Origin of the sequence: Mesorhizobium sp. WSM3862, from assembly GCF_002294985.1 — a bacterium.
In the GTDB taxonomy this organism is placed as follows: Bacteria; Pseudomonadota; Alphaproteobacteria; order Rhizobiales; family Rhizobiaceae; genus Mesorhizobium.
Genome location: NZ_NSGE01000010.1, coordinates 21,943 through 40,943 on the forward strand (window position 1 = coordinate 21,943; position 19,001 = coordinate 40,943).

The following is a 19,001-nucleotide window of genomic DNA, read 5'->3' on the forward strand; positions in this document are numbered from 1 at the left end:
GCTAGCCTCCCTGCATGGGCGAGAGGATTTCGATCCGGTCGCCGTCGCTCAAATGGAATTCCGCCCGATGGGCTTTGTGCACGAGGTCGCTGTTGACGGCCGTTGCCAGCCAATCGCCCTCATAGTCGAGCGCCGCAAGCAGCGCCGCCAGGGTTGTCGCCGTGATCTCGAGCGCTTCGCCGTTGACGATCAGTTTCATGTGTAGACTCCATAGCTTCGTGCTGCCTGAAGACAATTTCGGCTGCTTGCCGTGCCATGGCGGGCGCCAGAAGAAAGCCATGACGATAGAGGCCGTTGATCCTGACGGTGTCGCCGCTCGTTTCGACGCGCGGCAGGTTGTCTGGAAAGGCCGGGCGAACGCCGACGCCGGTCTCAAGGACCTCAGCCTCGCCAAAGGCCGGATGGAGCGCGCAGGCAGCGCTGAGCAACTCGATCATCGAACGGGCCGTGATCGATCCCCCGGACTGGCTTTCGATCATCGTCGCGCCGATCATGAACGGTGGTCGGCGCGCGGCACGATGTAGAGCGGAAAGCGCGGATGGAGCAGCCGGACCGGCCGCGACAGCGAGACGTCGGGCGCACGCAGGATCAGCATCTCGCCGCGCACGCCGCGCAGCCTGTCGTCGACAGCGGCCATTCCCGTGCAGTCGATCCGGCGATCGAAACCGGAAACCTGCCTGATATCGGAGCCGAAGCGGAATGCGACGCCCATGGCCGCGAGCCTGTCATGAAGTCTCGCCATCGCCTCGCGCGGGTCGAGATGGGCCTCGCCTGGGAAGAACAGTCCGCGGCGGAAGCGGCCGGCGAGGTCGGGCTCGAGGCGCGCGACTTGGTCTTCATCGACACGCCGATGACCCGAGGTGCGGCTGGCGAACCGGTCGAGCTCGCCCGCATCACGCGGCGCGGCCACGACCAGTGTTCCGGCCCGTGTCACGTGACCCGGTAGTACCGCATCCCACCAGTCGGCGGCATCGCGTCCGAGATCCAGCACTGGCTGCTCGGCGCTTTCACGCTCGCACCATGGCGCCAGCATGCCGCCGGCGAACCACGAGGCATTGCCGCCAAGGGTATGTGTTATCTCGGCAACGGTCACGGTCGCGCCACGTGTGGCGAGCTCGAAAGCTGCGGTGATGCCGGCCACACCGGCCCCCTTGACCAGGACCCTCATGATCGCTCGCGCGCCTCTCGCACGAGCGGCGCGCCGGTCTCGTCCGCGGGCACGTAGAGATCGCCGCCTTCGCGATATTTCGCCGCCATCGCCGCCATGCCTTCCTTCTGTGCCTCGGCGCGGATGTCGTGGGAGATGCGCATGGAGCAGAATTTCGGGCCGCACATCGAGCAGAAATGTGCCACCTTGTGCGCTTCCTTGGGCAAGGTCTGGTCGTGGAAGGATCTTGCGGTTTCGGGATCGAGCGACAGGTTGAACTGGTCCTCCCAGCGGAACTCGAAGCGCGCGCGGGAAAGGGCCTCATCCCTGACTTTCGCCGCCGGATGGCCCTTGGCGAGGTCGGCGGCATGCGCCGCGATCTTGTAGGTGATCACGCCAATCTTGACATCGTTGCGATCGGGAAGGCCGAGATGTTCCTTCGGCGTGACGTAGCAGAGCATGGCGGTGCCGAACCAGCCGATCATGGCAGCGCCGATGCCGGAGGTGATGTGATCGTAGCCCGGCGCAATGTCGGTCGTCAGCGGTCCAAGCGTATAGAACGGCGCCTCGCCGCAGACAGCGAGCTGCTTGTCCATGTTCTGCTTGATCTTGTGCATCGGCACGTGGCCGGGCCCCTCGATCATCACCTGGCAATCCTTCGCCCAGGCGATCTGCGTCAGCTCGCCCAACGTTTCCAGCTCGGCGAATTGCGCCGCGTCGTTGGCATCGGCAATCGAGCCCGGACGAAGGCCGTCGCCGAGCGAGAAGGACACGTCATAGGCGCGGCAGATATCGCAGATCTCCGCGAAATGCTCATAGAGGAAGCTTTCCCGGTGATGGTGCAGGCACCATTTGGCCATGATCGACCCGCCGCGAGACACGATACCCGTGATCCGGTCGACCGTCAGCGGGATGTAGTGTAGCCGCACGCCGGCGTGGATGGTGAAATAGTCGACGCCCTGTTCGGCCTGTTCGATCAGCGTGTCGCGGTAGACCTCCCAGGTCAGGTCCTCGGCAATGCCGCCGACCTTTTCGAGCGCCTGGTACAGCGGTACTGTGCCGATCGGCACCGGCGCATTGCGGACGATCCAGTCGCGGATGTTGTGGATGTTGCGGCCGGTCGACAGGTCCATCACCGTGTCGGCGCCCCAGCGGATCGCCCACACCATTTTTTCGACCTCTTCGGCCATCGAGGAGGTGACCGCGGAGTTGCCGATATTGGCGTTGATCTTCACCAGGAAATTGCGGCCGATGATCATCGGCTCGCTCTCGGGATGATTGATGTTGGCGGGAATGATCGCCCGTCCGCGCGCCACTTCCTCGCGCACGAATTCCGGCGTCACGAAGTCGGGGATTGCCGCGCCGAAGGCTTCTCCGTCGCGCTCGAGCTTGCCCCGCAGGGCCTCGCGGCCCAGATTCTCGCGGATCGCGACGAACTCCATTTCAGGCGTGATGATGCCGGCGCGCGCATAGGCAAGCTGGGTCACCGCCTTGCCGGCTTTCGCCCGCAGCGGACGATTGCGGATCGGAAATTCCGGCGTCAGGCGCTCGCCTGTCGCGAACCCGTTGTCTTCCGGCCGCACATGGCGGCCGTCATAGGCTTCGACATCGCCGCGTGCTGTAACCCATTCGTGGCGAAGCCGGGCGAGGCCTTTTTCGATGCTGGTTTCGACCGTCGGGTCGGTATAGGCGCCGGACGGATCGTAGACGGTTACGGGCGGTTCGCCCGCTGTCGGATGGACAGAGATCTCGCGCATCGGCACCCTGACCTGCTGATGCAGGCTGCCTTGCTTGTGGATCTTGCGTGAGGCGGGCAGCGGTCCCGTCGACACGGTGGGGGTAAGGGCATTCATCTTGAGGCTCCTTTGCTCATGCATTGGAGACCCAGTTCTGTGCCGGAAGGATGAAAAGACGCTTTGGTCGCCCTGCCGAAACAGGACCTCGGGCATAGACTCCCGCGAAGCGCTTGCACCGTCCCTACGCCAGTATGAACTGGATCAGGTTCAACGGGTCACTGCGCCGCGAAAGCCAGCAGTATCTCAGCCCCTTGCCGGGACTCCCCTGGTGAATGCCTTAGGTTGGACAGGCGGGCCCTATCTTGTCAAGCGCAGTGAAGAGGAATCGGCACACTTAACCTCGTCGATCATTAACGCTTCCAATCGTCACTAAAGCCCGCTTACGCAAAATGCATCGCGACATTCCGGATCGCCTGGCTCAAAGACTAGTTGTCCGCCCGGCGGCACTGAAGCGCTCGATTGTATAGGGTTCGAGTGGTATTGGCGGGTCACGCCCGGACAGCAGATCGCCAACCAGTTTGCCCGTGGTTGGGCCTTGTGTGAGGCCGAGGTGACCGTGCCCGAACGCATACAGAATGTGAGCATGGGTCGCGGAGCGGCTGATGACCGGCAACGTATCTGGGGTCGCGGGCCGGTGGCCGCTCCACACCATGCCGCCGTGGCCATCCAGGGCCGGGAGGTAAGCCTTTGCAAGCTCAACCAAGCCTTTCGAGCGAGCAAAATTCGGGCTGGCTCGCAATCCTCCGAACTCGGCGGCACCGCCGATGCGTAAACCGATAGAGAGAGGGGTTGCCACGAAGTTGCGCTCTGCAAAGATCATCGTCCGGTTGAGTGCGATCTGGGGTGCAGCGATTGTGGTGTTGTAGCCGCGCTCGCTTTCGAGCAGGGCATTGTCGCCAAGCTGGCGAGAAAGTTCTGCCGACCATGCGCCGGCGGCTACGACAATTTTGGATGCGTTCAAAACAGAACTGTCGGCCAGGGTAACCGTGCCGCCCTCGGGACTTGAGGCTATACGAGAGACTTGGGCCGCAAGGACTCTCGCGCCATTGGCCGTCAGCCAGGAGCGCAGACAATCGACCACCCGCTTTGGGTCGGAAACGTGCGACCACTGAGGTGTTAAAATCGCCCTCTTGACCAGTGGGCCTAGCGCCGGCTCCAGTTCCCTGGCCTGGTCTCCTGATAGGTGACGAACCTCGATACCAAGCCTTTGCTTTGCTTCCCACCCGGGCGTGGCGGCATGCCAGCCTCTTTCACTTTCGTAAACCGTGAGAGCGCCCTTGCGATGGAGGTGCCCGCTCAATCCAATATCTGCCAGCAGAGGAACAAGGTCGCGGTAAACCCGATGGTTCAGCGCTGCAAGGGCTCGCGAAATCCGCTCCACCTCTGCCGGCGATCCAGCCCGCGCGAAGTTCCACAGCCATGGGAGCAGCCGCGGGATATGAGTCATCCTCAATGACAATGGGCCAAGGGGATCAAGTATCCACCTAGGCACTCTTTTCCATAAACCGGGCACAGACGCTGGAAGTACCTCGGTAACAGCGATACATCCAGCATTGCCACAAGACGCTTTATCGCCTACCGGATCGCGATCCACGATCGTGACGCTAGCTCCGCGTTTTGTGGCATCGTAGGCGACACAGAGGCCAACAACCCCTGCGCCGACCACTATAATCGGACGGTTCGCCATTTCAATCGTGACCGAGCAACCGTGAGCAAAACGGTGACAGATTGCGCTCGGCACCTCGTGATGATCGGGACTAGTCGCGCAATCGACCACCGAGAGATTTTCATTCCATTAGAATGAGCGTTGGAAACTGAGGATGCCGCCGACGCAATCTTTTTTGTCAGCCTTCGTCCAATTCACGTTCGAAGGGTCGACCATGCCGATGCCGAAATTGCCGTAGTGGCCGTAGTCGATTTCGGCCGTCGCCGTGAAACCGGCAACGAGCGTGTAGACGACGTTTGCGGCCACACCATAGTTCTTGAACTGACCGCCCGAGACCTGAAGGTTGAACGAAGTTTTCTCGTCGAGTGTGTAAGTGGAGCCGGCCCAGAAAGCCCAGTTGCCGCTCCAAGTTTTGTAGAAGCCGCGACCGTGAGCGCCGATTGCATTGGTTGGATCATCGTTGATAACGCCGATGGAGCCATAGCCGAACATTCCGAATAGCGACAGGTCATCTGTGACATTGACATCGACGCGGATCTTGCCGGCCAAAGCATCGTGGTTGCTGTCTCGAGCGATTACGCTGGTGATCGCGCCCCAGCCCTGCGTTTGTTTTACGCCGAAGACGACGTGCGGAACATGGCTGTCGATAGTACCGACTACACCCGACCCTTGTTCAAGTGAAACCAGAGCCGAAAAGCCATTATCGGCATCGAAGTAATACTGGGCCACGTTGGTATCGAAGTCGCCGTACGGAACGAGTGCGTTATTGAGGACGTTCCCGGCGTAGCCTGTAAACGTGTCGAAGGCCGAATGGCCCTTACCAACTCGGAGGCCACCAAGCTGGATCCAGGCGGAAGTCAATTTGACGCCGCTGTTGAAGCCATAGTTCTGAGGAGTGTCCGGGCCTGGATAAGCGTTGCGGTTGCCGAAATTGACGCGGTTTTCAGTGTAGGTCTTCAGTGCGCCGAGTTCGGTCTCCTGGCGCGTCCAAGTTTTGAACGTGAAACGCGTGTTGTTTCGCCAGGTGCCCTGAGCCTCGCCAGTTCTCACATCGGTGGTTCTTGCCCCGTCATACGATCGGACATCGCCGAGGCCGACGTCGTAACGGATGTAGCCCCCGATGCGCAGGCAGGTCTCGGTGTCGGGGATATGGAAGTAACCCGAACCGTAGACGTCGCAGATCTTGACGTATTCGGTCGGGTCCGACGCAGTGACTTCCTCCGCCGCGCGAGCGACGGAAACGGAGATCAGGCCTGCAACTGAGCCAAGAAGAAGGCTGCTTACCTTCATTTCGGATCTATGTTTGAAGTATAAATGCGGCATCGTAAAGGTTACTTCCTGTGCATGTCGAAATTAGAAAGCGGTCGTTTGCAACATGTCATTTAAAAGATGAATCGCGCTAACGACTAGACACTTATGAAATAAACAACCGTGCTTTATCGCCAACTGCCAATACAAGATGAGACTCGACCTATGTCAGGCGCAAAGGAAGGCAGAACGCCTGTTGCCTTGCTTTCAGCAGCTCAGCCAAACACATTCATTTAGGAGTCAGCACTTCTGAACGAAGCTATTATTTATCTCTGCTATTTGTGGGTTGCCCGCCGGGTTAGATGCAGAGCAGCAAGGGACGTGCCACACTGAAGAGGTAGCTCGCGCGACACTTAAATGCCCGGCAACTTCGTCTCTTCTTTTGCTTTTGGGGGGCAGGCAGAGCACGAAAGCTGCGGTTTCGGACACGCTTCGTATGTTCGATATGTGACACTTTCGTTCGATACCGTCAGCATTTTGTTCGCTGTGAAGCCTCGGGTCGAGATACCATGCTGCGTCCGCCGCTCGGCTGTCAGGCGGGAGCCCCGCTGCCGCATCTGGATGGTGCCAAGCACGGCCCGTTTGCAGCGGCACAGACCAATTCTCGGCGCAGGTCTCTGAGCCGCATCGCGCTGAGTGAAGGGCATGCTCGACGGTGATGCTGATCGTCTTGTGCGCAGGCGGCGCACCAGCGCGGAGACCCATGTCAAGCGCCGCCTTGAAGCTAGCCCAGCACAGACCGTTCCTGCGCCTCGAGGCCCGCCGCGGCATGGTATTCGCGAGAGAGCGACTTACGCATAGCCTCGTCTACTGGTGATGCGGCCTTCGCGCTGCTCGAAGTCGACCGGCGCGGCAGCTCCCAATTCACGATGCGGCCGTCTTGGTGATCACGTCACCTCGGAGGACGAGAAACGATTGTCGAGGCACGGGTTCGAGCTGCCTCAGTCGTTCGTTCGATCGAAAGCACTGTTTGCGGAGGACGCTCTCCATCATGCAGTGCCAGGAGACGCTGGCTGACTTCCTTATCCGCTGCCGTGAGCCGATGATTCAGGCGAAGAAAGTCCATCCAGGTTGGCGTGCGGAATGTCTCTGTCCAAATCGAAGGCGCTTGAAGATTGCGCTGGAGTGTCCAGTTTCGCGCCCCGGCACGGCTCTGAACATGGCGCCTTGCGCGCATGTAACCCAGAAAGGCCTCGATATTCTCTTCGGATATAAGATACTCGACCTTGACCACTATGGGACCACTCCTCGGCTTCAACTCGAGTGCCAGCTCCGGCGGATGAAAACCCGAACTCTCCTGATCCGTTTCTTCCCATGGACGGACCGGCAACACAATTCCCGCAGCTGCAACGAGCAACAGAGCGCCCGCGGCACCCTCCAAAGCCCAGCCTAAGGAGTAGATCTGTGCGACAGTACCCCAGATCCAGCTGCCGGCCGCCATCCCGCCTGCGCTCAAGGCGTAGTAGATCGACAGTGTGCGGCCAACCACCCACCTTGGGCTTGCCAGCTGAACCGACACGTCAATGCCCGTCCAGATGATAAGCCAACCCGCGCCACCAAGTGCCAGCGAAATGGCCGCGACAGCGACTGACGATGTGAGGGCAAGGGAAAGGCAACATGCTGAACAAGCAACAGAGGCGAACGACACCAGCCTGTCTTGAGACGTGATCCGCCTTAGAAAGCTATTGCTCATGCCGGCGATGAAAGCACCCATGCCGAAGCCTGCCAGCAAGATGCCATAGATGATTGGGCCGCTTTTCAGCTGATCCCGGACCACTAGAGGGAGCAGCGCAAGGATGGAGATGCTTGCCAACCCGAAAAGGGCTGCACGGGCAATCGCAGCCCTGATTTCCAACGACATGAGCGTGAAGCGGACTCCATCATGAATTGCCATCGTCATTCGCTCACGCGGGAGAGGTGACGTGCGAACATCCCATGTGGTGCGCCATATTGCGGTTAGCGGCGCCAGATCACTCAGCGCTGCCAACCCGAAAGCGGCCAGCGGTCCAAAGAATGCCAAGACCACGCCACCCAAAGCCGGACCAACGCTGCGCACAATGTTGTATCCGACAGACATAAGCGTCACCGCGGCCGGGATATCGCGCTTGTGAAGTATATCGCCAACAGAAGCGTGCCAGGCCGGATCATTCAAGGCAAAGCCGCAGCCTGCCAGGAAGCCTAATCCGAGAATTAGCCAGGGACCGGCAAATCCCAGGCCCACGGAAATCATCAGCGTCGTTGACGCCAATGCTATCAGGCAGTGCCCCGCAAACATCACCCATCGGCGGCTGAAGTTGTCGGCGATGGCTCCGGCCAAGATCGAGAGAAAGAACACCGGCAACGTCGATGCGGCCTGCACAAGTGCAACCATCAGATCCGAAGCGGAAATCGTGGCCATTAGCCAACTGATGGCGACCGTTTGCACGAGCCACCCGAGGCTGGATATTTGCGTGGCCGTCCAGATCGAGCGAAACACCTGGTTTCGAAATGGAGCGAGCGTTGTTGAGACAGGCAGATGAGCATTTTTTTCGGACTGCATGACAATTGACGCCTTCCAGCGGCCGCTTATTCAATTCACGTCTGCCACTACTGCCGTTACGATGTTGATCAGTGAATCAGAAGGGCCGACATATCGATTAGGATGACTTCATCGCAATGAGGAGGGTGCGCATGAGCTCGGATAACTCCGCTTTCCTGGACTGGCGCCAACCACTTCTCGCCCAGCAAGGAAGCCTCCGATCGTCGCTGCTCGACAAGAATCGTCTGCAGGGTGATCGCTCTTGTTCACCTAGCCAGCGCCCATGTAACTTGCCGGCCGGTAATTTTTCGCATTGGGCCCGTGTTGCTAGTGTCATTCGTGACCAATCCTGTTCATGGCCGTCGTACCGCTAAATTCCGACGATGAGGGCGCCTCCGGTGAGGCCGGCACCCGCTGCCGCCAAAAGCATTTTCTCGCCCTGCCGAAACGGTTCCGTTTGATGAGCCAGCGACAGGGACAGCGGGATCGTCGCGGCGGAAGAGTTGCCATATTCGGCGATCGTCTTGACGATTGCGTGGCCTGCTATGTTGAGGTTCCGTCCGACGGCATCGAAAATGCGGGTATTGGCCTGATGTGGCACGAACCGATCGATGTCCTGCGGACGCATTCGGGCAGCAGTGAGTGCGTCCTGCGAGCATGCGGTCATCATCTCTACCGCCTTCGCAAACACTTCACGGCCGTCGGTGATCGTCATCCGTGTCTGCTCAAAGTCGAGGTCCCCATGGAACGGCGTGTTGCTTCCGCCGGCGGGAATCTGGATCAGCCCGTAGCGCGAGCCGTCCGAATCCACCGATGCGCCGAGAATGCCCCGGTCGGGGTCGTCGCACGGACCAATCACCACGGCGCCGGCGGCATCGGCAAACAGCACGGCGCTGGCGCGCTCGGCGGGATTGATGCGGCGACTGAGGATGTTGGCGGCGATGACAAGGCTCGCTTTGCCGTGCAGGCGAGTGAAGCCGTCGGCAAACATCAGCGCATAGATGAAGCCGGCGCAGGCGCCGGTCAGGTCGATCGCGCCGGATCGCCCGAGCTCAAGCCGGTGTGCGACCAGCGGCGCGCTTGGTGGCAGAAGGTGATCGGGTGTCGAGGTGGCGAGCAACAGCAGGCCGATGTCTCTCCGGTCGATGCCGGCGTTCGCCAGCACCATGTCGCCGGCAGAGGCGGCAAGTCCCGACAGCGTGTCTTCGTCCGCTGCCCAGAAGCGCGACCGTATCCCGGTACGGCGCTCGATCCAGCCGGGTTCTAGTCCGAGACGGTCTTCGATTTCCGGGTTCTCCACCTTACGCGCCGGCGCATGGTGACCGAACCCGAGAATGCACGACGATCTGCTCATGACCTCGCCCCGAAACGTTGGCCGGCCTCCTCGATGGCGTCATAGAGCCCGTCCAGCTCCTTGCCGGTGACGCAATAGGGCGGCAGAAGGTAGAGGACATTGCCGAGCGGGCGCACAAGCAGGCCGAGCTCGAGGAAGAATGCACGCAGTTTTGGTCCGATCTCGGCCAGATAGCCGGCCGAGCCGGTGCGCAGATCGAGGGCCGCGATCGTGCCGGTCACCCGGCTGTCGGTGAAGTAGGGATTGTGGCGAAAGCGTTGAAGTCCGGCGGCCTGCCTCGCGCTCAAGGTCGCAATGCGCTCGGCCACCGGCTCGTCGCGCCAGATCTCGACATTGGCGAGTGCGGCCGCGCAGGCAATCGGATTGGCGGTGTAGGAGCTCGAATGAAAGAAGGTCTTCCTCCGGTCCTCGGAATAGTGAGCCTGGAAGATGGCGTCGGTGGCAAGCGTGGCCGCCAAAGGGATCACGCCGCCGGTCAAGCCCTTCGAGGTGCACAGGATATCAGGAGAGATGTTCGCCTGCTCGCAGGCAAACATGGTTCCGGTGCGTCCCCAGCCGGTCATCACCTCGTCGGCGATCAAGAGTGTGCCTGAGGCTTCGGCGATCCTCTTCAATTCGCTCAGAACCCAGGCCGGGTACATCAGCATGCCGCCAGCGCCAAGCACGAGTGGCTCGACGATCAGGGCAGCGGCGCGCTGGTCGCGCGAGACTGCTTCGAACCGATCCAGCGTCTCTTGCTCGCGCCCCGCGGCCGGGAAGGGGATGGTGTCGACCTCGAACAGCAAAGGCTCATAGGCGGCGTTGAACACGCCGCGGGCGCCGACGCTCATCGTGCCTATCGTGTCGCCATGATAGCTGTGCTCCATGACGACGATGCGCGTGCGCGGCGCGCCGAGGTTGCGGAAATAACCGAGCGCCATCTTCAACGCGACTTCGACGGAGGTCGAGCCGCTGTCGGAGTAGAACACCCGGTCGAGGCCGAGCGGAGCGAGGTCGACAAGCGCCTCGGCCAGCCGTTCGGCCGGCTCGTGGGTGAAGCCCGCGAAGATGATCTGGTCGAGGCTCGCCGCGGTCGTCTCGATGGCCTTCATGATGCGAGGATGGCGGTGGCCATGGGTGACGACCCACCAGGAGGAAATGGCGTCCAGGATGCGCGCGCCGTCGGCCTTGTGGAGATAGGCGCCTTCCGTCAGCACGATTTCAGGAATCGCGGGCTCGAGCGCGTGCTGGGTGAACGGATGCCAGACTCGAGACTGGGGCATCATTGGCCTCCGGCGATCAGGGCAAGGTCAAAGCCGGCAATCATTGCATTTCTCAACGTTTCACCCGTCAGCGGATCTAGGTGTGGCAGCCTGCCGAGCTGCGGCACGCCGCCGAACTCCACGATTGTCCTTTGGGTATCGGCCACCTCTTCGCCGATGAAGGCGATACCGAGGAGCGGGATGGAACGGGCCCGCAGCGCTTCTATCGAGAGCAAGGTGTGGTTGATCGTTCCGAGCGCGGTGCCGGCGCACAGTATGACCGGCAGCCCCCACTGCGCGAATATATCGATGAACATTGTCTGTCGATTGAGCGGCACCATCAGCCCGCCGGCGCCTTCGATTACGAGCGGTGTCGGTAAAACCGGAAAGGCAAGATCCGCCGCTTCGATGGCGACACCATCGATCTCGGCCGAGCGATGCGGCGAGAGCGGGCTTTTCAGGCGATAGGCCTCCGGCAGGACGCGCCCCGCGGGCAAGCCGGAAAGCCGGGCAATGACCTCGCTGTCCGTCTCCTCGTCGAGGCCCGATTGCACCGGCTTCCAGTAGAAGCCGTCAAGCAAGCCGGCGATTCCCGCCGAAAACACCGTCTTACCTATTCCGGTGCCTGTTCCGGTGACGACGAGGCGCTTGGTCATGCCGTCGCCAACACCTCGACGAGCGCCTCGACCATGGCGCAAATGTCGGCTTCGCCGACGTTGAGCGTCAGCGAAATGCGCAGGCGCGATGTACCCTCGGGCACGGTCGGCGGACGAATGCCGCGTATGTCGAAACCGCGGGCCTGCAGTGCCGCCGCCACCGCCATGGTGCACCTGACATCGCCGATGACAAACGGCTGGATCTGCGAGCCGCTGGGCGTCACGCCGCACTGCTCGGCCAATTGCCGACCCGCGAAGGAAATGCGCTCGCGCAACTGAGCGCGGCGCGTGGGCTCGTCTGACAGGATGGCGAGCGCTTCGCGCGCCGCGACCGCCATCAGGGGCGACGGTGCAGTGGCGTAGATGAATGGCCGGCACCGGTTGATGAGATAGTCGCACAGCGTTCGCGGTCCTGTGACGAGCGCGCCGTACGCCCCGAGTGCTTTGCCGCATGTGTGGAGCGCGACAATGTTGTCGCGGCCCTCGAACGCGGCGGCCAGCCCCCGGCCATCTGGCCCCCAGACGCCGGTGGCATGCGCCTCGTCGACAATAAGGAATGTCTCGTGCCGATCGGCAAGCTCGACGAGGCTCTCCATCGGCACACGGTCGCCATCCATGCTGTAGAGGCTTTCGACCGCGATCCAGACGCGCCCCATGCCGCCTTCGGAGCGCCAACTGGTGATCGCATCCTCGACGGCGTTGACGTCGTTGTGTGCGGCCAGCTTGACCTCGGCGCGTCCGGCCTGCGCGCCCTCATGCATGCTGGCATGGGCGAGCTCGTCGAGGATCAACAGATCGCCCTTCTGCGGCAGTGTGCTCAGCAGTGCAAAGTTGGCGATGTAGCCACTGCCGAAGAACAACGCGCGTTCGGTCCCGAAGAATGCCGCCGCGTCCGCCTCCAGTGCCTCGTGTTCGGGTGCATTGCCGCGCAATAGCCGCGATCCGGTAGCGCCGACCGGAGTACCCCGTCCGATCGCCCCCGCGACAGCATCGCCAAGTCTCCTGGAGGCGGCAAGTCCGAGATAGTCGTTCGAGGAGAAATCGACCCCGGTGCGGGGCAAAAGCGTCCGCAGCCGATCCTTGCGCGCCAACCCCTGCAAGGTCGCCTCAAAGCGATCAAGCGGCGGCTCGTTCATTTGGCCTCACATTCCATCGGCTCGATGCCGAGACGCTGAAATAAAAGCCTGTCCTTGTCCTCGCCGGGATTGTCCGCCGTCAACAGCGTGTCCCCGACGAAGATCGAGTTGGCGCCGGCAAAAAAGCACAGCGCCTGCGTCTCGTCGGTCATGCCGGTGCGACCGGCGGAGAGCCTTACATAGGACTTCGGCATCAAAATGCGGGCGAGCGCAATGGTACGGACGAACTCGATCGGATCGATGGGTTTGGACTGGCCGAGCGGCGTGCCATCGATCGGGATCAGCATGTTGATCGGCACGCTTTCGGGCGGCTCAGGCAGATTTGCGAGCGTGATCAGCATGTCGATGCGGTCGGCCTTTTCCTCTCCCATCCCGACAATGCCTCCACAGCAGACCTTCATGCCGGCCTCGCGCACGTGCTCAAGCGTTTCCAGCCGGTCGGCGAAGGTCCTGGTCGAGACGACCCCACCGTAATGGCGCTCGGAGGTGTCGATGTTGTGGTTGTAGTAGTCGAGGCCTGCCTGTTTTAGACGTGCGGCCTGCTCAAGATCGAGCATGCCGAGAGTCATGCAGGTCTCCATGCCGAGCGCCTTGACCCCCTCGACCATCGCCACGACCGCATCCATGTCGCGCGCCTTGGGGTTTCGCCAGGCAGCGCCCATGCAGTAGCGCGTGGCTCCGGCCTCACGCGCCTTGGCCGCCTCGGCGATGACACGCTCGACCTCCATCAGCTTCGACGCTCTCAGGCCAGTTCCGTGATGCGCAGACTGGCTGCAATAGCCGCAATCCTCCGGACAGCCGCCGGTCTTGATGCTCAGCAGCCGGCTGAGCTGCACACGGTTTCGATCGAAGTTCTGCCGATGGATGGTCTGGGCCAGGAAGAGCAGGTCGTTGAACGGCATGCCGTAGATAGCCTCGGCCTCTTTGCGGTTCCATCGCGCCAGCACTCCGTCCATCGGTTCCAGGGCTTTGTTCATCCCCACTTCTTCCCAATCGTCATCGTCAAAAATTCTTTGTTTCTGGTCCACGAACGCATGCCGCAGTCTGTCGGCCGGCGAGCCTGTTACCACATGAGCCATCGATCAGCGCAATGCGCGCGGGCCCAACGGGGTGCAGGCTCCTGCAGCACCTTGTCTGCGCCTTCAGCTCCGAGGCTGCTAGCTCTTCCTTTTTTTGTTTCCATCAGTTCAGGCTGCAGCCGTACCCGTGGGCCGGCATATCCAGGCCGATGTCGAGGATCGGCGCGCTGTGTGTCAGCCATCCGACGGAGATGAGATCTACTCCGGTCGCCGCGATTGCCGGGGCCGTGATCGGTGTCACCCGACCGGAAGCCTCGGTGATGACGCGGCCATCGACCGTCGCCACGGCGCGCGCAAGATCTTCAACCGACATATTGTCGAGCAGCACTGCGTCGATTCCCAGCGCGAGCGCTATATCGAGCTGCTCCAGCGTGTCGACCTCGACCTCGATCTTCACCATATGGCCCGCGGCGGCGCGCGCTCGCTCTATTGCCGTGCGAATGTCGCCGGCGATGGCGATGTGGTTGTCCTTGATCAGCACGGCGTCATCGAGCCCGAAACGGTGATTGGCGCCGCCGCCGACACGTACGGCGTATTTCTCCAGGGCGCGCAAACCGGGCGTCGTTTTTCTTGTGCATACGATCTTTGCCTTATGGCCACGCACAGCCTCGACCATCGCGGCTGTCGCGGTGGCTATGCCGCTCAGGCGGCAAAGGAAGTTAAGCGCCGTGCGCTCGGCCGTGAGCAGGCCACGCGCCGGTCCGCACAGCTTGGCGATGATCTCGCCGGCCGCGACTTCGCTGCCGTCCGGGCGCCAGATTTGCATTTGGATCGCAGGCTCGACGAGCAGCAGGGCGAACGCAACCAGATCGAGGCCGGCAACTATTCCCGTCTCACGCGACTTGAGCATCAAAGTGGCCGTGCAATCATGCGGGATCACCGCATCGCTGGTCAGGTCGCCGCATCTGCCCAGGTCTTCCAGGAGGGCACCGCGCACGATCGGTTCAATCACGGCCGAGGGAAGGGGTGCGAATGGTTTCATGTCAGGTGCTCCGTGTCCGTGCCTGCCACCCAAGTGCGAGCGCGCCCTGCATTGCGCCGCGCAGTGTCAGTCGGGCGGCGCACGCCTCTGCATCGCGCCAGGGGAAATCAGTGCGGAAGTGCGAACCACGGCTCTCTTGGCGCCTCAACGCCGCCATGGCGATCATAAGCGCGACCAACGCCGGATCGGATGCGGCCTCGTTGCCAGCGGCGATCGGCAGCAAGTTCGCTACCGCCTCGCACAGCGAGTCGCCGTCCCGAATGATGCCCAGTGCGGTGGAGACGATCGGGCGGATGCAGGAAGGATCTGGCCGCGTAGGCACAAACGTGGAACATACGCGCCTCCGTTTGGCGTGAGATGTGCCGGCAACGCTTTCAGCAACCCAGCTCGCGGTGACCACCGCTTCGGTGAGCGAATTGCTGGCGAGGCGGTTAGCGCCGTGCAGGCCGGTGCATGCGACCTCGCCGCATGCCCACAATCCCTCGACGGAGCAGCGGCCGGCCGCGTCAACAGCAACGCCGCCCATGTGATAATGGGCTGCCGGGCGTACCGGGATCGGATCGACGGAGGGATCGACGTCTGCCTCGCGGCACAAACGGGCTATGGCCGGAAAGCGACTGCCAAATCTCGGGCCGAGGCATTGCCGGGCGTCCAGGAACACGCGGTGCCCGCCAGTTATCTGTTGCCACACCGCACGCGCGACCACGTCGCGAGGTGCAAGCTCGCCCCCCGGCGTTTCAGCCAGGAAGCGTTCTCCTGTTTCGTCGATGAGCACTGCGCCTTCGCCGCGAACCGCCTCGCTCACCAGCGGCATCGGTCGGCGCGGACCCTCGAGCGCGGTCGGGTGGAACTGCACGAATTCCAAGTCGGCGAACTCCGCCCCGGCCCAGGCGGCGAGCGCCAGCCCGTGCCCGCATGAGCCAGGCGGATTCGTGGTATCGCAATACAGGCCGCCGATGCCGCCGGTTGCCAGCACCGCCCGACGTGTGGGCAAGACGACTGTGCCGGTGCGCGAAATTGCAAGCACGGCGATGATTGCCCCGTCTTCCACGACGAGCCGGCGAGCCTCCATATTTTCCAGGACGGTGATCGAGGCTGTGCACCGCACCGCGGCGATGAGCGCGCGGACCAGCTCGCGACCCGTGGCGTCGCCGTCAGCATGAACGATCCGCCGATGCGAGTGCGCCGCCTCGAGCCCTAGCCGCAACTGCCCGTCAGAGTAGCGGTCGAAGGCGAGGCCGAAGTCTTCGAGGGCCTTGATCGCTTTGGGCGCAGCTCGGACAACTCGCCGCACCGTCGCCTCGTCGCAGAGCCCATCACCGGCTCCAAGTGTGTCGCAAAGATGAAATTCAGGGCCGTCCTCGCCGCCGAGACTTGCCGCAAGACCGCCTTGGGCGAGCGCACTGCAGGCTCCGGTTCCGAGCGGCGCATTGGACAAAAGCACGACCGGCTCCGGCGCCAAGTGAAGCGCCGTCATCAGGCCTGCCACGCCAGCGCCTATGATGATCGGTGCCCCGCCGATGTCGTGAATGTCGCAGCTCATATCGAAAGCATGCGCTCGACCGCCAGAGCCGACCATTCGACTGGCGGGATCACCCGCCGGACGCGCTCATATAGGGACGCGGCCGTAGGTAACGCCCCAGTCATCAGCGCCTCCGATTATATTCGATCTGACAATAAGGGAATATTTCTACCTTGACTATAAGGTATGTCAAGCCCGAGACATTGGCAATTTTGTCCCGGCGAACGCCCTTTCATCGAGCACGGCACGGCGGAAGCGATAGAGCTTTGCAGGCCGCCCCCCCGTGTCGACTGAAGTGTCGCCAGTCTCCTCGACGAGCTCTTGCTGCTCAACAAGCCTGCGGAAGTTCGGCTTGTCGATCAGTCTGCCAGCCAATGCTTCCACGGTTCGCTGCAGCTGGAGCAGCGTGAAAGTCGGTCTCATGAGTTCGAAAACGACTGGCCGGTATTTGATCTTGGAGCGCAGCCGCGTAACGCCTGTCGCCAGGATGCGGCGATGGTCAGCAACCATCGCCTTGCCTGAGACGGCCGCAGGCGGAGGCGCAGCTTTCCCGCCGCTGGCCTCTTCGACCAATCCTGCTTCGTAGAGCAACTCATAGCGTTGGAGCGTGAGCTCCTCGTTCCAATGGCGGTCGTCTAAGCCGAAGGCGATCGCCACCCTCTGCCGGCGTTCGCGCTGCCTGGCAGGATCGCCGGCGCCGTGTACCCATTCAATCAAGCGCGCTCGCAGGATATCCAGGCCCACCGGCGGCGTGCCGGAGCGGTGGTCCTCCCATGGAAAATATTCGTACCAGCTTTGCCAGCCGCACGTGGATGAGGCCGTTGCCTGTTCCTTCCGGGTGAGTGCGAGATAGCTGATCGAGATGACGCGCTGCTGGCGCTCGGGGCCGACACGGTCCCGATCGGCGAACGTGTAGAGTTGCTCGATGTACCCAAGAGGATGGCCGGTTTGATGTTCGACCCACCCCCGCAAACCGGATTGCGGCGATCGGTGCTCGAGCGCAAATGGTCCGGAGGGCAAGGTGTCCGCCTGACCGATTGTGAGAAGACAGGGCTCGCCGTGATTTACGGCGACGACCACCGCGATCAGGTCCACTTTGGCTTCGTCGGCCCTATCGTCGGCTCTGTCTTTCCCGGTTCGTGTTCGTTGATCTTCCATATTCGCGAACGTGGTGGGCCCCGAGCTCGGCGAGCTCTTCTAATCGATTTAGTTTAAGCGTGACTGCCCGCACGTCAACACCGCACAGCTGCACGGCATTTTTTTATTTCTTCGCACCTGCACAAAAGTATGCCAAACGCGACTCCGGCGTGTGGTGACGCAACGGAAGGAGGCTTAGATTGAGCGCAGGTAATGCGAAGGCAATTACGCCACCGGATATCGGCTCGCGGAAAGGCCACTCGTCTGCCTCACTACCTATACAACCCCGGTCGCCAGGATGGCCGATCGACACTGCGACATTGTTCTCGTCGGGGACAGCGTCGGCAGATAATGCACGGGCTGTCGTCGACGCTGGGGGTCAGCCTCGAGATGATGATCATGCACGGCCAAGCCGTGCGCCGCGGCCTGCAACAGGCGCTGATGGTCGTCGACCTGCCGTTTGGTTCCTACGAAGAGGGGCCGCAGCAGGCCTTGCGGAACGCGGCCCACCTTATCGCAGAGACCGGATGTGCGGCGGTGAAGCTCGAGGGCGGCCAGACCATGGCCGATACGATTCGCTTTCTCGCCGCTGGCAAGGAGCCAGGTTCGCGGTGTTCGCTTCAACCGGAAACAGCAAAGTAATGCCGGCGATGATAGCGAAGTCGCCCCCGTCGCGTCGGTGCGGTGGTCGTTTAGAGCCAGGTCTCCGCCTGTCATCGCAACATTTGAGGAGGTTGCGCAAAGGACAGATGTATCGCGTGTTTGAAAACTTCGTCAAGCAACTCTCTGCAAGTGTCGATACTGTCGATCTCCATGATGTAATGGCGTCCGCTGCAGCCGGGTTCGATTTTCCGCTCTTCGCTTATTTCAGTTACCCGTCCGCCTCCGGCCAGAGGCCGCGATTGATTTCAAATTATCCTTCATCCTGGACATCACAGTATCTCCAACTGCGCTACCACAGCCACGATCCGGTGATCCTTCGCGGGCTGCAAGGCTGGGATACTTTTGATTGGGGCGTGGATCGACCCCGCCGGTGTCTGCCGGCCTCGCAGCAAGAAATTCTGGAAAAAGCAGCTCACTTTGGCATTCGCGGCGGATTGACCATGTCAGTGCATGACCCATCGCGGCCGGTTTGCGGCGCTGACCTTCGCTTCCGACCAGTCCCGTCCGCCTCTTTTGTGCTCACTCACACGCTACGAAAAAGCATTGCAACTTGTCGCAATCAGCTTTCATACACATGCCCGGCGCAGGCTAGCCGAAGATCGCGTGGTGGATTGCATAACGCTGACGCCGCGGGAGTTTGAATCGCTGAAATGGGCGGCGCGCGGTAAGTCGGCCTGGGATATCAGCCAGTCTCTAAACGCACCGCGACGTTCCATCTGGAAAACGCCAAGGCAAAGCTTGGCGTGCGAAACATCAACCAGGGCGTGGCGCGGCTGACTGCTTCCCGTCAGTGGAG

General features: G+C 61.8%; 15 protein-coding genes, 2 pseudogenes and 1 riboswitch. Of the genes and pseudogenes, 3 read left to right on the forward strand and 14 right to left on the reverse strand.

Features of this window, described 5'->3' with window-relative positions; translation table 11 throughout:
* Position 1 precedes the first annotated feature (1 nt).
* The 14 genes and pseudogenes from thiS to CK224_RS25275 form a co-directional block, all read right to left on the reverse strand.
* Entirely contained in the window at positions 2-199 is a 198-nt protein-coding gene (thiS, locus tag CK224_RS25205) for a sulfur carrier protein ThiS (protein ID WP_095783628.1), read from the reverse strand.
* Positions 120-1,168, reverse strand: a pseudogene (locus CK224_RS25210) (FAD-dependent oxidoreductase). The gene thiS and the pseudogene CK224_RS25210 overlap by 80 nt, the downstream one beginning before the upstream one ends.
* On the reverse strand, positions 1,165-3,000 hold the full coding sequence (gene thiC / locus CK224_RS25215) for a phosphomethylpyrimidine synthase ThiC (RefSeq protein WP_095783629.1): 1,836 nt from the start codon (positions 2,998-3,000) through the stop codon (positions 1,165-1,167). The pseudogene CK224_RS25210 and the gene thiC overlap by 4 nt, the downstream one beginning before the upstream one ends.
* 103 nt (positions 3,001-3,103) lie before the next feature.
* A riboswitch (TPP riboswitch) is annotated at positions 3,104-3,220 on the reverse strand.
* Positions 3,221-3,361: 141 nt separating this feature from the next.
* Positions 3,362-4,630 carry an FAD-binding oxidoreductase gene (locus tag CK224_RS25220; RefSeq protein WP_095783753.1) on the reverse strand — a complete coding sequence of 423 codons (1,269 nt, stop codon included), beginning with the start codon at positions 4,628-4,630 and terminating at the stop codon, positions 3,362-3,364.
* A 108-nt stretch (positions 4,631-4,738) separates the two neighbouring features.
* Positions 4,739-5,899 (reverse strand): porin, encoded by a 1,161-nt coding sequence (locus CK224_RS25225; protein ID WP_095783630.1) that lies wholly within the window; start codon positions 5,897-5,899, stop codon positions 4,739-4,741.
* Positions 5,900-6,809: 910 nt separating this feature from the next.
* On the reverse strand, positions 6,810-8,456 hold the full coding sequence (locus tag CK224_RS25230; RefSeq protein ID WP_095783631.1) for an MFS transporter: 1,647 nt from the start codon (positions 8,454-8,456) through the stop codon (positions 6,810-6,812).
* Positions 8,457-8,805: 349 nt separating this feature from the next.
* Positions 8,806-9,789, reverse strand: a complete 984-nt coding sequence (locus tag CK224_RS25235) for a beta-ketoacyl-ACP synthase III (RefSeq protein WP_095783632.1) — start codon at positions 9,787-9,789, stop codon at positions 8,806-8,808.
* Positions 9,786-11,051, reverse strand: a complete 1,266-nt coding sequence (locus tag CK224_RS25240) for an adenosylmethionine--8-amino-7-oxononanoate transaminase (RefSeq protein WP_095783633.1) — start codon at positions 11,049-11,051, stop codon at positions 9,786-9,788. Before CK224_RS25240 ends, CK224_RS25235 begins: the two co-directional genes overlap by 4 nt.
* The gene (gene bioD / locus CK224_RS25245) at positions 11,051-11,686 is read right to left on the reverse strand and encodes a dethiobiotin synthase (protein ID WP_095783634.1); all 636 of its coding nucleotides are present in this window, start codon (positions 11,684-11,686) and stop codon (positions 11,051-11,053) included. The genes CK224_RS25240 and bioD overlap by 1 nt, the downstream gene beginning before the upstream one ends.
* The gene (locus tag CK224_RS25250) at positions 11,683-12,822 is read right to left on the reverse strand and encodes an 8-amino-7-oxononanoate synthase (RefSeq protein ID WP_095783635.1); all 1,140 of its coding nucleotides are present in this window, start codon (positions 12,820-12,822) and stop codon (positions 11,683-11,685) included. The genes bioD and CK224_RS25250 overlap by 4 nt, the downstream gene beginning before the upstream one ends.
* Positions 12,819-13,799, reverse strand: a complete 981-nt coding sequence (bioB, locus tag CK224_RS25255; RefSeq protein ID WP_095783636.1) for a biotin synthase BioB — start codon at positions 13,797-13,799, stop codon at positions 12,819-12,821. The genes CK224_RS25250 and bioB overlap by 4 nt, the downstream gene beginning before the upstream one ends.
* A 205-nt stretch (positions 13,800-14,004) precedes the next feature.
* A complete protein-coding gene (nadC, locus tag CK224_RS25260) occupies positions 14,005-14,883 on the reverse strand; it encodes a carboxylating nicotinate-nucleotide diphosphorylase (protein WP_095783637.1) in 879 nt (292 codons plus the stop codon).
* 1 nt (position 14,884) lies between these two features.
* Positions 14,885-16,426: an L-aspartate oxidase gene (locus CK224_RS25265; protein ID WP_095783638.1), complete on the reverse strand. Its 1,542-nt coding sequence runs from the start codon at positions 16,424-16,426 to the stop codon at positions 14,885-14,887.
* 168 nt (positions 16,427-16,594) lie between these two features.
* Positions 16,595-17,563 (reverse strand): hypothetical protein, encoded by a 969-nt coding sequence (locus CK224_RS25275; protein WP_095783639.1) that lies wholly within the window; start codon positions 17,561-17,563, stop codon positions 16,595-16,597.
* Between the two features lie 179 nt (positions 17,564-17,742).
* On the opposite strand from CK224_RS25275, the pseudogene CK224_RS25280 reads away from it, so the two are divergent.
* From CK224_RS25280 to CK224_RS32045, 3 genes and pseudogenes are all read left to right on the forward strand, one after another.
* Positions 17,743-18,133 (forward strand): annotated as a pseudogene (locus CK224_RS25280) (3-methyl-2-oxobutanoate hydroxymethyltransferase); the annotation flags it as partial.
* Positions 18,134-18,291: 158 nt separating this feature from the next.
* Positions 18,292-18,846: an autoinducer binding domain-containing protein gene (locus CK224_RS25285; protein WP_245426195.1), complete on the forward strand. Its 555-nt coding sequence runs from the start codon at positions 18,292-18,294 to the stop codon at positions 18,844-18,846.
* Entirely contained in the window at positions 18,812-18,982 is a 171-nt protein-coding gene (locus CK224_RS32045; RefSeq protein WP_245426196.1) for a LuxR C-terminal-related transcriptional regulator, read from the forward strand. The genes CK224_RS25285 and CK224_RS32045 overlap by 35 nt, the downstream gene beginning before the upstream one ends.
* Positions 18,983-19,001 lie beyond the last annotated feature (19 nt).

Coding starts and splice junctions, on each gene's coding strand:
- thiS (WP_095783628.1), bottom strand. CDS start 199: ATGAAACTGATCGTCAACGGCGAAGCGCTCGAGATCACGGCGACAACC.
- thiC (WP_095783629.1), bottom strand. CDS start 3,000: ATGAATGCCCTTACCCCCACCGTGTCGACGGGACCGCTGCCCGCCTCA.
- CK224_RS25220 (WP_095783753.1), bottom strand. CDS start 4,630: ATGGCGAACCGTCCGATTATAGTGGTCGGCGCAGGGGTTGTTGGCCTC.
- CK224_RS25225 (WP_095783630.1), bottom strand. CDS start 5,899: ATGAAGGTAAGCAGCCTTCTTCTTGGCTCAGTTGCAGGCCTGATCTCC.
- CK224_RS25230 (WP_095783631.1), bottom strand. CDS start 8,456: ATGCAGTCCGAAAAAAATGCTCATCTGCCTGTCTCAACAACGCTCGCT.
- CK224_RS25235 (WP_095783632.1), bottom strand. CDS start 9,789: ATGAGCAGATCGTCGTGCATTCTCGGGTTCGGTCACCATGCGCCGGCG.
- CK224_RS25240 (WP_095783633.1), bottom strand. CDS start 11,051: ATGCCCCAGTCTCGAGTCTGGCATCCGTTCACCCAGCACGCGCTCGAG.
- bioD (WP_095783634.1), bottom strand. CDS start 11,686: ATGACCAAGCGCCTCGTCGTCACCGGAACAGGCACCGGAATAGGTAAG.
- CK224_RS25250 (WP_095783635.1), bottom strand. CDS start 12,822: ATGAACGAGCCGCCGCTTGATCGCTTTGAGGCGACCTTGCAGGGGTTG.
- bioB (WP_095783636.1), bottom strand. CDS start 13,799: ATGAACAAAGCCCTGGAACCGATGGACGGAGTGCTGGCGCGATGGAAC.
- nadC (WP_095783637.1), bottom strand. CDS start 14,883: ATGAAACCATTCGCACCCCTTCCCTCGGCCGTGATTGAACCGATCGTG.
- CK224_RS25265 (WP_095783638.1), bottom strand. CDS start 16,426: ATGAGCTGCGACATTCACGACATCGGCGGGGCACCGATCATCATAGGC.
- CK224_RS25275 (WP_095783639.1), bottom strand. CDS start 17,563: ATGGAAGATCAACGAACACGAACCGGGAAAGACAGAGCCGACGATAGG.
- CK224_RS25285 (WP_245426195.1), top strand. CDS start 18,292: ATGTATCGCGTGTTTGAAAACTTCGTCAAGCAACTCTCTGCAAGTGTC.